Genomic DNA, 12,559 nt, shown 5'->3' with positions numbered 1-12,559 from the left:
GAAGCGCCCAAGCCCCCGCCCCCGACGGACGCGCCGCCGCCTCCCAACGACACGCCCCCGCCGGAGCCGAATGCCAAGCCGCCGCCGCTCGTGGTGGGCATGACCATGTCGTCCACCACCAGCGCGGGCTCCTTCGCCGCGCCCGTGGGCAACACCGCCTACGGCAAGGCCAACGGCCCCGCGAAGGCGCCCCAGGACGTGAAGGGCTACTCCGCGCCGAAGTACGTGCCCGTGTACCAGGTGGACTCGGAGCCGTCGGTCGCGTCCGAGGTGAAGATTCCCTACCCGGACGAGGCGCGCCGCGCGGGCATCGAGGGGACCGTCACGCTGTCCATCGCCATCGACGCGGAGGGCAAGGTGACCCAGGTGAAGGTCATCTCCGGGCCCGGCTACGGCCTCAACGAGGCCGCACGCGACGCCATCCGCCGCTTCCGCTTCAAGCCCGCCATCAAGGGCGGCGAAGCGGTGGCCACGGAGATGAAGTACTCGTACACCTTCCTGCTGGACTGAAGGGCGCGCGCTACTGCGTCTTGAGCGCGCGGCGCATGATGTCGCGCAGCGCCGCCAGGTCCTCGTCCGGCATCGCGGCGATGAGGGGCGGCGGCGCGCTCAGCCGCGCCATCAGCCGGCCGCGCAGCTCCACGCCCGCCTGCGTCAGCACCAGCATCTTCACCCGGCGGTCCTGCTCGCTGCTCTTGCGCTCCACCAGCCCGCGCGCCTCCAGCCGGTCCACCAGCCCCGTCACGTTGGACGCGTCGCACGACAGGTAGTTGGCGAGCGTGCTCATCGCGAGCGCCCCTTCCCCCAGCTGTCTCAACACGTGCGCCTGCACGGGGGAGAGGTCGAACTCCGCCGCCAGGGCCGGGAAGTTGCGCATGTGCGTGTGCAGCAGCTCGAACAGCAGCGTCCATGCCTGCTCGGGCAGCCCCCCTTCGCCCTCTGTCGTGCCGCCCGTGACCGCCGGCCGGCGCGTCACCTGCTCGCTGGAACCGTCGCTGTAACCATCCATAGTGAAGTTACGTTAATTCATCGGGCGCACATAAACAATTGACATCATCAACCATTGACGGCTACTACATTCCGCATATTCCAACATCCGACAGTGCGGAGTACTTTCACGAGGCTCCAGGCTCGGGTAGAGGACGCAACGCAGTCGTCCATTGGACGGATCCGCCTCGCGCTCCCGCGAGTCGGTGAGGAGGTCGAGCGGTATGAGTACCTTTCTGGCGCTGTCCCTGTCGGCCACCCTGGCCGCGGCGCCCGTACTGACGCTGGATGAGGCTCTGGAGTCCGCGCGCCAGCAGAACCTCGATTTGAAGATCGCCCAGGAGCGCTTCGAGCAGGCATCGCTCGCGACGCGCCGGGCCTGGGCGGGCTACCTGCCGACCATCACCGTGGGCGGGTCCATCACGCGCAACAACGTGGCGGCCGTCATCCCGGGGGGCGTCCTGGGTCCGGACCCCATCACCATCCAGCCCCTCATCCAGCAGGGTGCGCAGGCGGAGGTGCGGCAGGCCCTCATCGCGCCGCAGCTGTGGGCGGGCATCGCGGCCTCCTACAAGGCCGTGAACCTGGCGGAGCTCAACACGCAGACGGCGCGCCGGCAGGTGCTCTTCGGCGTGGCGCAGGCGTACTACGGCGCCGCGGCGCAGCAGGAAGCCCTGCGCGCGCAGGAGCGGCTGCTGGAGCTGAACCAGGCGCGGGAGAAGGACACCCAGGCCCGGTTCGACGCGGGCACGGTGACGCGCGTGGCGCTCTTGCGCGCCCAGCTGGACCGCTCGCGCGCGGAGCAGGACCTGGTGCGCGCGAAGAACGCGCTCGCGGGCCTGAAGCTGGCGCTGGGCACGCTCATCCAGCGGGACCCGGACTTCGACCTGGCCGCGCCGCCGGAGCCGACGGTGCCCGCGCAGGCGTCGCCGGAGCAGCTGGTGGACCAGGCGCTGCAGGAGCGCTCGGACGTGCAGGCCGCGGAAGTGGGCCTGAAGCTCACCCGCATCAACAAGACGGGCGTGCTGCTGAGCTACCTGCCCACGCTGGGCGTCACGGGCGCCTACCGCATCGCGAACGCGGCGGGCTTCGCCGGCTCCAACAGGACGTGGGCCATCACCTTCGGCGCCAGCTGGACGCTGTTCGACGGCGGCCTGCGTGAGGCGAACCTCTCCGAGGCGTCGTCGCGCGTGCGCGAGGCCACCGTCACGCAGACGCTGGCGCAGGCCCGCGTGAAGGAAGAGGTGCGGCGCTCCAAGCTGGACCTGGAGAACGCGCTGGCCAACCGCTCCAAGGCCGAGGAGGCCCTGGAGCTGGCGCGCGAGTCCAACCGCCTGACGGACGTGAGCTTCAAGGCGGGCGTCGCCACCTACCTGGAGGTCGCGGACGCCAACACCGCGCTCACCAACGCGGAAGTCGGCTTCGTGTCCGAGCGCCTCCAGGCGTCCCTCGCCGCGCTGCGCCTGCTCAACGCGCTGGGCTCCTTCGAGTCCGGTTCGGTGCGCAAGGACGCGGCCGCCCTGGGTGCGCGTCCCGGCGGGGGCGTGAACCAGCAGGCGGCCCCGCCGCAGCAGCCGGCCGGGCAGCAGCAGCCCGCGCAGGAGCAGCCGGCCCCGCAGCAGCCCGCGCCCCAGCAGTAAGCACGGGTGCGGAGTGATTCCCGGCGTCCCTTCAAGGGCGCCGGGTCCCCTGCCCTCCCGGGCGGGAAGCAGGTGCTTCGTTGTGGGGGGCCATCACCGGCCCCACCCTCCTCTTACGAACCCGTTCCACGAGGAGGGAACCATGGCGGACGCATCCTGGGGCAACTGCAAGAACTGTCGCTTCTTCGCGGGCAACAGCGACGAGCCGAGCGGCGAAGCGACGCAAAGCTGCAACCAGCCACACCTCCAGCAGTTCGCGCTCGTGGTGTCGGGTGACAGCGGCTGCAACGCCTTCGAGGCGCGCACCGGGGAGACGGTGCCCGTCTACGAAGAGCCCGCGCCGATGCACTGACGGCCCGGAGCTCGGGAGCCCGTCCCACCGGTCCTCGCGACGCGACGGCGCACCTGCGCGTCAGGTGCCCGTGGCGTCGTGGACCCGGGGCAGCGCCGGCCCCACAGCAGGCTCGGACGCATCGTGCGCGTAGTAGATGCGCTCCATGAGCTTGCGCTGGTGCACGAGCGGCTTGTCGTACTTGTCCAGCCGCATGCCCTTGTGGCTGTAGGGCGTGCCCGCCACGGTGGGGATGAAGCGCGCGTCGTCGCGCACCTCCCACCAGGTGAGCCCCAGCGCGGCCTTCGCCGCCACCGGCAGGAAGGACTTGAGCGCGGGCACCGACGTGCGCAGGAAGGAGAAGACGTGCAGGCGCGTGGTGCGCGCCGTCTCCGGCACGAAGAAGATGTGCGCCTGCGTGATGAAGGGGCGCGGTGCTCCCGCGGGCGTGGTCCAGCTCACGGTGTAGACGCTGCGCACCGGGTCGAAGCGCGTCACCCAGTCGTTGTGGAAGAAGTCCCCCTTGCCCACCATGAGCAGCCGCATGATGGGCGCGGGCCGCTGCGGGGCGCGGTAGTGCACCTCCGTGTGGTCCTCGTGGTTGTGCGCCTCGAACTCCACCGCGCCCGCCTGCGCGCCGTTCCACCCCAGCCGGGTGTGGACGAAGGGCGTGTGTTCGTCCTCGCTGAAGTTGTCGAGCGCCACGTGCAGCGGCGCCCGGAACAGCGTGGAGAACGTCCCCCCGAACACGTAGTCCCCGCCGGCGAGCTCCGGCATCGCGGACAGGGGCGTGTCCGAGCGCGCGAGCCAGAGGTAGCCGTGGCGCTCCACCACCTGGAAGCTCTTCGCCTCGCAGTGGCGCAGCTCCGGCTGGCTGGGGTTGACGCCGTGCCCTCGCGCGTCGAAGCGCCAGCCATGGTACGGGCACTGGAGCTGGCCTTCCTTCGTCACGGTGCCCTTGGACAGCGGCGCGAAGCGGTGGGGACACGCGTCCGACAGCGCCGCGGCCTGCCCGGAGGCGTCCCGGAAGAGCGCGTAGGCATGGCCCGCCAGCTCCACGCGGACGGGCTGGCGGCGGAGCTGCCGGGCGGGGAGCACCGGATGGAAATGCCTGACGACGTCGGGGGTAGGCTCCATGGCCGGGGCAGTATAGCGGCCTGTCGCGGCGGACCCCGGGTGGGTCGAGGAAGGACCTGAAGGGTGTGGGAGGCGGGCCGGACGGCATAGACTGCCGGGCCGTGAATGCCCCTGTCCCTTCCCGCCACCGCGCGCGCTGGCTCGCCGTGGCGGCCCTGGCCGTGCTGGTGGCGCTCGCCGTGGGAGCAGGGCTGTACGTGGGCGGCGCGCTGCCGGCGCAGGTGCCCCCGGCGGCCGGGGCCTTCGGCTACGCGGACTACGCGCAGGCGCTGAGCCACGTGCGCCCCAGCGGAGACCTGGACTTCGAGGGCCTGTCGCGAGACCGCGCGGCGCTGGAGCGCTTCGTCGCATCGCTCGCGGCGGTGTCGCCGCACCGTCAGCCGGAGCTGTTCCCCTCGCCCGAGGAGGGCCTTGCGTACTGGATCAACGCGTACAACGCGCTGGTGCTGATGCAGCTGGTGGAGCGCCATCCGGACGGCGTGGGGGCGTCCTGGTTCGGCCGCTTCTACTGGGGCCACGCGTGGCCGGTGGGCGGCGAACGGCTGACGTTGTGGGCGATGGAGCAGCGCATCCTCCTGGGCGAGTACTCCGACCCGCGCGTGCACTTCGCCCTCTTCCGGGGGACGCGCGGCGGGCCCCGGCTGGACGGCGCGCCCTACCAGCCGGAGTTCCTGGACGCCCAGCTCAACGACGCCAGCCGCCGGTACATGGGCGACGCGCGCCACGTGAAGCTGGAGGACAAGACCGTGCACCTGGCGCGGCTGCTCCAGGACCGGCAGCAGGACTTCCTCGCCGCGCTGCCGGAGGGCCGGGGCGGCAACGTGCTCCAGTTCGTCTGGGCCTTCCTGCCGGACACCTGCGAGGAGCGCCCGGGCTGCGACACGCGCGGCGACCTGGACCGCGCCTGTGGCCCCCAGCTGGACAAGTGCCGCATCGACTTCATCCCCGAGGACACCTCGCTGCCCGATACGGCGACCGCCGCGCGGCGGTGACAGCCCCCTTCGGCTAGCGTCCCTCCTTCGTGGACGAACACGCGGGAGGCACCGGGACATGACGATGGGAGCGGTGTGGCTGGCGACGTGGCTGGCCCTGGGGAGCGCGGACATGAAGTGGGAGCCGCAGGCGAGCGGGACGGCGGTGCGGCTGCGCGGCGTGAGCGCGGTGGACGGCCGCGTGGCGTGGGCCAGCGGCGACAAGGGCACCGTCGTGCGCACCACGGACGGCGGCAAGACGTGGACGCGGGCCCCCGTGCCAGAAGCCGACGCGTTGGACTTCCGCGACGTGGATGCCTTCAGCGACCGCACCGCGTATGTGCTGTCCATTGGCGCGGGTGACAAGTCGCGCATCTACAAGACGACGGACGGGGGCGCGCACTGGACGCTCCAGTTCACCAACGCCGTGCCCGGGGCCTTCTTCAACGGCATGGCCTTCTGGGACGAACAGCACGGCATCGCGTTCAGCGACCCGGTGAACGGACACTTCGTGGTCATCACCACGGAGGACGGCGGCGCGACGTGGAAGCCCGTGCCGGAAGGAGCGCTGCCGGCCGCGCTCGCGGGCGAGGCGGGCTTCGCCGCCAGCGGCACGAGCATCGCCGTGTACGGCACGTCCCACGTCTGGTTCGGACTGGGGGGCTCCATCGCGCGCGTGCTCCACTCGGCGGACCGGGGCAAGACGTGGGGCATCGCGCCCACGCCGCTGGCCACCGGTGAGGGCGCGGGCGTGTTCTCGCTCTACTTCTGGAGCCCCATGGCGGGCGTTGCCGTAGGCGGCAACTACAAGCAGCCGGAGGTGGCCACCGGCAACGCGGCGCTCACGCTGGACGCGGGCAAGCGCAAGTGGACCGTGCCGGGCAAACCTCCCGGGGGCTACCGCTCCTGCGTGGCCCCGCTCACGCGCGAGCGGAAGCTGTGGCTCGTCGCCGTGGGGCCCACGGGTTCGGACGTGTCGAAGGACGCGGGCAGGACGTGGGAGCCGCTGGACCCGGCGGGCTTCCACGCCGTGGCCACGCCGCCGCGCGCGCGGGACACCGCCTGGGCCGTGGGTGAGGAGGGGCGCATCGCGAAGCTCGTCTTCACGGCCGCTCCGAAGCAGCCGTAGCGCTCCGGGATTGCCCCTGGCGCGGGGAGACGCCTCCCCGCGCCGGGTGCTTCACTTCACCAGCAGCGCCGCGCCGATGATGCCGCTGTCGTCGCCCAGCTCCGCGTCGGCGATGAGCAGCCCCTCGCGAGACACGCGGGACGACCACTGCTGCACGCCGTCCAGCACCTGCCGCTTCATCCCCGGGCAGTGCATCAGCACGCCGCCCCCCACCACCAGCCGCGAGGGGTTGAGCACCGTGACGTAGTTGGCCACCGCGAGCGCCAGGAACTGCGCCGCGCGGGAGTGGATCTCCTTGGCCTTCACGTCGCCCGCGTCCGCCGCCGTCTCCAGCGTCACCGGGGTGATGGTGTCCGGGTCGTCGTTGGTCAGCTGCTCCAGGATGCGCGAGCTGCCCGACGCCAGCAGCTCCTTCGTCTGCGCGATGAGGTTGTGGCCGCCCGCGTACGCCTCCAGGCAGCCGTGCTCACCGCAGCCACACAGCCGGCCGCCGGGCACCACCTTGATGTGGCCCAGTTCGCCCGCCACGCCGCCGCCGCCGGTCACCAGCCGCCCGTCCGCGATGATGGCGCTGCCCACGCCGGAGCCCACGAACGCCACCAGGATATCCTGGGCGCCGCGCCCCGCGCCCGCATGCAGCTCGCCCCACGCCGCCGCGGACAGGTCGTTCACCACCTTCACCGCGAAGCCCAGCCGCTTCGTCAGCAGTTGGCCAAACGGCACGTCGCGCCAGCCCAGGTTGGGCGCCACGGAGATGACGCCCGAATCCTTGTGGATCTGCCCGGCCGCGCCCACGCCGCAGCCGTCCACCTTCACCCCGGCCTCCTTCACCGCCTGCTCCGCCGCCTGGGCAATGGTCTCCACCACGCCCTGCGGCTTGCGGTCCTGCAGCGCCACCTTGGCGCTCGCGAGGATGACGCCCTTCCCATCCACCACCGCGGCCCGGGCGAACGTCCCGCCCAGGTCGATTCCCAGCGTCGGCATGGCCAGTTCCTTCCCTTACGTGCGTGTGCTTCGCGAGGAGCGCCGGGGCCTCAGGCGCCGACTTCCTTCTGCGCCTGGGCGACCGTCTTCTCGATGAGCGCCTGAATCTCCTTCACGCGCGCCTCCGTGCTGGCCTCGTAGCGCAGCACCAGGATGGGCTGCGTGTTCGACGCGCGGATGAGCCCCCAGCCGTCCGGGAACGTCACGCGCACGCCGTCCACGTCCACCACCTTGTGGCCCGCGTCGCGGAGGATTTCGGTGGCGCGCTTCACCATCGCGAACTTCTTCTCCTCCGTCGTGTCGAAGCGCAGCTCGGGGCTGGCGAAGGTCTTCGGCACGTCGGAGAGCAGCTGCGACATGGACTGCTTCTCGTGCGTCAGGATCTCCAGCAGGCGCGCGGACGCGTACACCGCGTCGTCGAAGCCGAAGTAGCGGTGCTTGAAGAAGATGTGGCCGCTCATCTCGCCGGCCAGCTCCGCGTGCTCCTCCTTCATCTTCGACTTGATGAGGGAGTGGCCGGCCTTCCACATGATGGGCCTGCCGCCGTGCTTCGCGATGTCGTCGTACATCGTGTAGCTGCACTTCACCTCGCCGATGATGGCCGCGCCCGGAGACTCCTTCAGCACGTAGCGGCTGAAGAGCACCATCAGCTGATCCCCCCAGAGCACGTTGCCCTGGTCGTCGATGACGCCGATGCGGTCGCTGTCGCCGTCATAGGCGATGCCCACCTCCGCGTTGACCTCCTTCACCTTCTTGATGAGGTCCTGGAGGTTCTCCACCACCGTGGGGTCCGGGTGGTGGTTGGGGAAGTCCGCGTCCATCTCGCAGAACAGGGGCACCACGTCGAAGCCCATGGCCTCGAACAGGGGCACCGCGATGGCGCCGCCCGTGCCGTTGCCCGCGTCGATGACGATCTTCATCCCCTTGCGGCCCACCTTCACCGTCTGGCGGATGAAGTGGTTGTAAGGCGTGATGATGTCGAAGGGCGTCACCTTGCCGGGCTTGTTCGAGGTCGCGAAGTCCTTGGCCTCGATGAGGCGGCGCAGCTCCTTGATTTCGGGGCCGTGGAAGGTCGTCTTGCCCGCGCCAATCTTGAAGCCGTTGAACTCCTTCGGGTTGTGGCTGCCGGTGATCATCGCCAGGCCGTCCACGGGCAGCGTGTTCGCCGCGAAGTAGGTCAGCGGCGTCGGCACCACGCCCACGTCGTAGACGTCCAGGCCGGTGGCGGTGAGGCCCTTCGCGAGCGCGTCGCGGAAGCGCGTGGAGGACTCGCGGCAGTCGCGGCCCACCACGATGGAGGTGCCGCCCTTGCGGCGGATCATGGTGCCCAGGCCCAGGCCCAGGAGCTCCACCACCTCGATGGTGAGGTCCTTGTCCACCAGACCTCGGATGTCGTACTCGCGGAAGATGTGCGCGTTCATGGCAGTGTCCCCACCCTCGACAGGAACCGGGAGGGCGTAACGGAAGGCGTCGGACACTACACGAGGGGCCCCGGGGGCTGCACACACCCGAACGCGCCCGGCTGACTGTTGAACGCCCGGGCCGCCCCGGGAGGGCGGAACCTACCCCCGGGGACGGCTGATGGCCTCCATCAGGCCATGGCCCCCGCCATCCCGGCCCCGGCCCCCACCGGCACCTGCCGCCGCAGGGACTGGTAGTGCTTCAGCCAGGACGTGTTCAGCGGGTCCAGCTTGAGGGCCTCCGCGTAGCGCTCCAGCGCGGCCGGGACGGCCCGTTGGACCTCCAACGCATGACCCTGGGTGAAGAGGGCACGGGCCTTCTTCTCCACCTCCGGCCGGGCGGCCAGGAAGGCGCTGCGCAGCGCTTCCATGGTGGGCTCCGGGACGCCCGCGGCGACGCAGCGGGCAAGGCCCCCCACGTTCCCCCGGGTGGCGTCGTAGCCCACGCGGGAGAGCGGATCTCCAAGCATCCGCTGCGCGGCCAGCACGCGGACGCGCAGGGCATCCAGGGCCTGGCGCTGCGAGGCGGGCAGCGGGCGCTGCTGGAAGGCGACCAGGCGGCGCAGGGCGGCCTGGGCGCGGCGGTGGATGTCCGCGAAGTCCGCGTCGTGCTTCGCGCCCAGCAGCGTGTAGGGGTCCCGGGCAACGGCCTCCGCGCGGGAGAGCAGCCGGCCCAGCTCCGCGTCGGGCGCGGGCTCCGCGTCCTCCATGAGCGCGCGGGAGAGCAGCCGCCCCAGCGCGGGGAACTCGTCGGAGAAGTGGACGAAGACGCCAGCGGGCACGTTCCAGGTGCGCGCCTCGTCGAAGGTCACGTGGCGGACGACGTCGCAGGCGCCCAGCGCCGTCTCACCGCGGAAGGACACCTCCACCGTCAGCCGCGCGGCGAGCGGGGGCAGCGAGCCCTGGCACTCGGCGAAGAGGCCCTCGGGGGCGACGTCGCTCACGGAGACGGGCTGGAGGACCTCGCCCGGCGTCAGGCCCAGGCGCACGCGCAGGTCCGCGGGCGCGTCCGTGCGGGGCGCGGAGGCCTCCAGCGGCGCCACCGCGTTCACCAGCGGGATGGGCGCGGCGTCCTCCACGACGTCCACGAGCGGAATGGGCGGGGGCGACGGAATGACCGTGGGCGCCAGGGTCATGAACGGGATGGCCGCGGCGCCCAGCGTGGACGTGGGGTTCACCACCGGAGGCGGCGTGACGTCCAGGGGCGACGCGGGATCCACCAGCAGGATGGGCGCGGCGGCCTGGACGGGGTTCGCCTCCACGATGCCGAGCTTCATGGTCGCGGCCGGCGCGTTGGATGCGGCCGGCTGCACCAGGAGGATGGGAGCCCCCGGAGCCGGCGTGGCCCCGGTCAGCGGCAGCTCCGGCTCGGCGGGCCCCAGCAGCGCGACGGCCGAGGCCCAGAACGCGGCCACCTCCTCGCGCATGGCCACTTCACCCGTGCGGGCCTTGGACGGCGCGCCATTCGCCGCGCGCAGGGCCGCATCCTCCATGGACGTGGCGGCCATGCCCCACTCGGGCACGTCCTCCACGATGTCGAAGTCGTCCGCGTCGTGAGCGTCGGCAGCGCCCTGCTCTTCCGCGGCGTCCGTCACGGCCACGTCGGACAGGTCCCCGGTCGCATCCGCCGCCACGTTACGCACGGGCGCCTTCATGCCCAGCGCCTCCGCGAGCGCGACGCGGAAGGCCCACGCGCTGTCGAACCGGTCCTCCGGCTTCGCGGCCAGCGCGCGCAGCAGCACGGTGGACAGCGCGGGCGGCACGCTCGTGTTGACGGCGTGCGGCGGGAACAGCGTCACGTCCGCGGAGCGGCCCAACCCGAAGGGCAGCCGGCCCGTCACCAGGAGGTAGCCCGCCACGCCCATCGCGTGCACGTCCGCGCGCGGACCGCCATTCATCCCCGCGCACTGCTCGGGCGCCATGAACGTGGGCGAGCCCACCGTCATGCCCAGCGCGCGCTCCTCCCGCGACAGCGCCGCCTCCCGCACCGCGCCCGCGCCGAAGTCGCGCACCCGCACGCGCCGCTCACCCTTCGCGTCGCGCGTGACGAACATCGAATCCAGCGTGAGGTCTCCGTGCACCAGCCCCCGCGCGTGCGCCGCCTCCAGCCCCGCGAGCGCCTGCTCCAACACCTCCCCCACCTCCACCGGTGACAACGGCAGGGGCAGCGCGCTCAGCGACTCGCCCTCCGGTGCCTCCATCAGCACGCAGGGCAGGCCCTGGGGGCCCGGGCGCACGTCCAGCACACGCGCCACGTGGCGGTGCACGACGTTGCGCTGCGCCAGCGCCTCCGCGATGAACCGCGCGCGCACGGCAGGACGGGCCGCCAGGTGCGCGTGCAGCACCTTCACCGCGAAGCGGTGCCCCGTGGGCACGTACTCCGCCAGGTACACCGACGCCACCGCCCCCACTTCCAGCCGGCGCTTCAAGAGCAGCGGCCCGTGCCGCTGGCCCTCCAGCGAATCTCCCGGCACCGGAGGCCGGGCGACGACGGGGCACGCCTCCCCATCCCGGTGTTCGCCCACGCAGCGCTTGCAGCCCATCACCCACCCCGCCTGACGCCCCGGAAATGGGGCGGACCCGGAGTGGGCTTGCAACCTCCGCGCCCCGTGCCCGGGGGCGCCTTCCGTCCTCCCAGCGACACTCCAACCGCCCGCAGGTGCCAGCAAACCCCGCGAAACGAACCAGGGCGCCCTGTAGAAACGACAGGACGCCCCGGGAAGAAATGTGTGAGGGGAAACGTCGCCTCTGGGCCTACAGCAGCTTGGTGCGCTTCCGGGCCTTGAGCGCCTCGACGACCTTCCGGACGTCCTGGCTCTTGTCCTTGGGGACCACGAGCACGGCGTCCCCGGAGTCCACCACCACCACGTCATGCAGGCCCACGACGGACAGCGTGCGCTTGTCCGCGAGCACCACGCAGCCCGTGCAGTCCACCAGCACCGCGTCGCCGGAGACGACGTTGCCCTGCGCGTCCGCGGGGCGCACTTCCGGGATGGCGGCGAAGGAGCCCACGTCGGACCAGCCGAAGTCGCCGTCCAGCACCGCGATGTTCTCCGCCTTCTCCATCACGCCGTAGTCGATGGAGATGGAGGGCAGCTTGGGGAACACGCGCTTGAGCACGGCCGGGAAGGTGCGCTTGCCCGCGGCCTTCTGGAGCGCGTCCAGGCCCTTCTGCATCTCCGGCATGTGCTTCTGGAAGGCCTCCAGCATCACGTCCGCGCGGAAGACGAAGATGCCGCCGTTCCACAGGTAGTCGCCGCCGGCCACGTACTCCTGCGCCGTCTTGAGGTCGGGCTTCTCCTTGAACGCCTTCACGCCGCGCCCGCCGCCCTCCAGCGCGTCACCCACCTGGATGTAGCCGTAGCCCGTCTCCGGGCGCGCGGGCTTGATGCCCAGCGTGACGATGTGGCCGCCTTCCGCGATGCGCGCCGCTTCCGCGAGCGTGCGCTGGAAGCCCTTCACGTCCGCGACGTGGTGATCCGACGGCAGCACCGCGAGCACGCCCTTCGGGTCGCGCGCGGCCACCTGGAGCGCGGCGAGCGCGATGGCGGGCGCGGTGTTGCGCGCCACGGGCTCCACCAGGATGTTGCCCTTGGGCAGCCCCTTCACCAGCTTCGCGGCCGTCTTCGCGTGCACGGGGCCGCACACGATGAAGGTGTTCTTCACCGGCGCCAGGCCCTTGAGGCGCTGGGCGGTGTCGGTGAGCAGCGGCTGCTTGGAGGCCAGCGGGAGGAACTGCTTCGGACGGGCCTGGCGCGACAGCGGCCAGAAGCGGGTGCCGGAGCCTCCGGCCATGATGACGGGGTAGAGGGCCATATGCGGGTGTGAGCTCCTACTCGGGACGCCGGACCACGACCCGGCGCGAACGGCGGCGCACCATAGCGCTTCGCGCCGTCCGAGGAAGGGGGCCCGGCCGCCTG

General features: G+C 71.7%; 11 protein-coding genes. 5 read left to right on the top strand and 6 right to left on the bottom strand.

Annotation, left to right across the window (positions count from 1 at the left end; all coding sequences use genetic code 11):
* Positions 1-510: energy transducer TonB (locus D7W81_RS21075; RefSeq protein ID WP_147445569.1), on the top strand; the 510-nt coding region annotated here is incomplete at its 5' end.
* A 10-nt stretch (positions 511-520) separates the two neighbouring features.
* Here the strand turns inward: D7W81_RS21075 and D7W81_RS21070 are convergent.
* The gene (locus D7W81_RS21070; RefSeq protein WP_120557178.1) at positions 521-1,009 is read right to left on the bottom strand and encodes a MarR family winged helix-turn-helix transcriptional regulator; all 489 of its coding nucleotides are present in this window, start codon (positions 1,007-1,009) and stop codon (positions 521-523) included.
* 202 nt (positions 1,010-1,211) lie between these two features.
* Here D7W81_RS21070 and D7W81_RS21065 point away from each other — a divergent pair, with 202 nt between their 5' ends.
* Positions 1,212-2,627, top strand: coding sequence for a TolC family protein (locus D7W81_RS21065; protein ID WP_120557177.1), 1,416 nt, complete (start codon positions 1,212-1,214; stop codon positions 2,625-2,627).
* A 142-nt stretch (positions 2,628-2,769) separates the two neighbouring features.
* Complete coding sequence (locus D7W81_RS21060; protein ID WP_120557176.1) at positions 2,770-2,979, top strand: hypothetical protein; 210 nt, start codon at positions 2,770-2,772, stop codon at positions 2,977-2,979.
* 60 nt (positions 2,980-3,039) lie between these two features.
* Here D7W81_RS21060 and D7W81_RS21055 read toward each other — a convergent pair whose 3' ends face one another.
* The gene (locus tag D7W81_RS21055; protein WP_120557175.1) at positions 3,040-4,095 is read right to left on the bottom strand and encodes a Rieske 2Fe-2S domain-containing protein; all 1,056 of its coding nucleotides are present in this window, start codon (positions 4,093-4,095) and stop codon (positions 3,040-3,042) included.
* A 101-nt stretch (positions 4,096-4,196) separates the two neighbouring features.
* Between D7W81_RS21055 and D7W81_RS21050 the strand changes: the two genes are divergently transcribed.
* Both D7W81_RS21050 and D7W81_RS21045 read left to right on the top strand, forming a co-directional pair.
* Positions 4,197-5,087, top strand: a complete 891-nt coding sequence (locus D7W81_RS21050) for a DUF547 domain-containing protein (RefSeq protein ID WP_438503366.1) — start codon at positions 4,197-4,199, stop codon at positions 5,085-5,087.
* Between the two features lie 58 nt (positions 5,088-5,145).
* Complete coding sequence (locus D7W81_RS21045; RefSeq protein WP_120557174.1) at positions 5,146-6,195, top strand: WD40/YVTN/BNR-like repeat-containing protein; 1,050 nt, start codon at positions 5,146-5,148, stop codon at positions 6,193-6,195.
* Between the two features lie 51 nt (positions 6,196-6,246).
* On the opposite strand, the gene D7W81_RS21040 is transcribed toward D7W81_RS21045, so the two are convergent.
* The 4 genes from D7W81_RS21040 to D7W81_RS21025 all read right to left on the bottom strand — a co-directional run bounded on the left by D7W81_RS21040 (position 6,247) and on the right by D7W81_RS21025 (position 12,455).
* Positions 6,247-7,179, bottom strand: a complete 933-nt coding sequence (locus tag D7W81_RS21040) for an ROK family protein (protein WP_120557173.1) — start codon at positions 7,177-7,179, stop codon at positions 6,247-6,249.
* Positions 7,180-7,229: 50 nt separating this feature from the next.
* Positions 7,230-8,600 (bottom strand): phosphomannomutase/phosphoglucomutase, encoded by a 1,371-nt coding sequence (locus D7W81_RS21035; RefSeq protein ID WP_120557172.1) that lies wholly within the window; start codon positions 8,598-8,600, stop codon positions 7,230-7,232.
* 170 nt (positions 8,601-8,770) lie between these two features.
* The gene (locus tag D7W81_RS43565; protein WP_244227330.1) at positions 8,771-11,182 is read right to left on the bottom strand and encodes a serine/threonine-protein kinase; all 2,412 of its coding nucleotides are present in this window, start codon (positions 11,180-11,182) and stop codon (positions 8,771-8,773) included.
* A gap of 211 nt (positions 11,183-11,393) precedes the next feature.
* The gene (locus D7W81_RS21025; RefSeq protein WP_120557171.1) at positions 11,394-12,455 is read right to left on the bottom strand and encodes a mannose-1-phosphate guanylyltransferase; all 1,062 of its coding nucleotides are present in this window, start codon (positions 12,453-12,455) and stop codon (positions 11,394-11,396) included.
* Positions 12,456-12,559 lie beyond the last annotated feature (104 nt).

This window comes from Corallococcus aberystwythensis, assembly GCF_003612165.1.
Taxonomy (GTDB): Bacteria; Myxococcota; Myxococcia; order Myxococcales; family Myxococcaceae; genus Corallococcus; species Corallococcus aberystwythensis.
The sequence above is the reverse complement of the archived record's forward strand: the minus strand, read 5'-3'. Positions and strand labels throughout refer to the sequence as shown.

What these genes read in the sequence shown, in the direction of transcription:
- D7W81_RS21070 (WP_120557178.1), bottom strand. Translation starts at nt 1,009, where the DNA reads ATGGATGGTTACAGCGACGGTTCCAGCGAGCAGGTGACGCGCCGGCCG.
- D7W81_RS21065 (WP_120557177.1), top strand. Translation starts at nt 1,212, where the DNA reads ATGAGTACCTTTCTGGCGCTGTCCCTGTCGGCCACCCTGGCCGCGGCG.
- D7W81_RS21060 (WP_120557176.1), top strand. Translation starts at nt 2,770, where the DNA reads ATGGCGGACGCATCCTGGGGCAACTGCAAGAACTGTCGCTTCTTCGCG.
- D7W81_RS21055 (WP_120557175.1), bottom strand. Translation starts at nt 4,095, where the DNA reads ATGGAGCCTACCCCCGACGTCGTCAGGCATTTCCATCCGGTGCTCCCC.
- D7W81_RS21045 (WP_120557174.1), top strand. Translation starts at nt 5,146, where the DNA reads ATGACGATGGGAGCGGTGTGGCTGGCGACGTGGCTGGCCCTGGGGAGC.
- D7W81_RS21040 (WP_120557173.1), bottom strand. Translation starts at nt 7,179, where the DNA reads ATGCCGACGCTGGGAATCGACCTGGGCGGGACGTTCGCCCGGGCCGCG.
- D7W81_RS21035 (WP_120557172.1), bottom strand. Translation starts at nt 8,600, where the DNA reads ATGAACGCGCACATCTTCCGCGAGTACGACATCCGAGGTCTGGTGGAC.
- D7W81_RS43565 (WP_244227330.1), bottom strand. Translation starts at nt 11,182, where the DNA reads ATGGGCTGCAAGCGCTGCGTGGGCGAACACCGGGATGGGGAGGCGTGC.
- D7W81_RS21025 (WP_120557171.1), bottom strand. Translation starts at nt 12,455, where the DNA reads ATGGCCCTCTACCCCGTCATCATGGCCGGAGGCTCCGGCACCCGCTTC.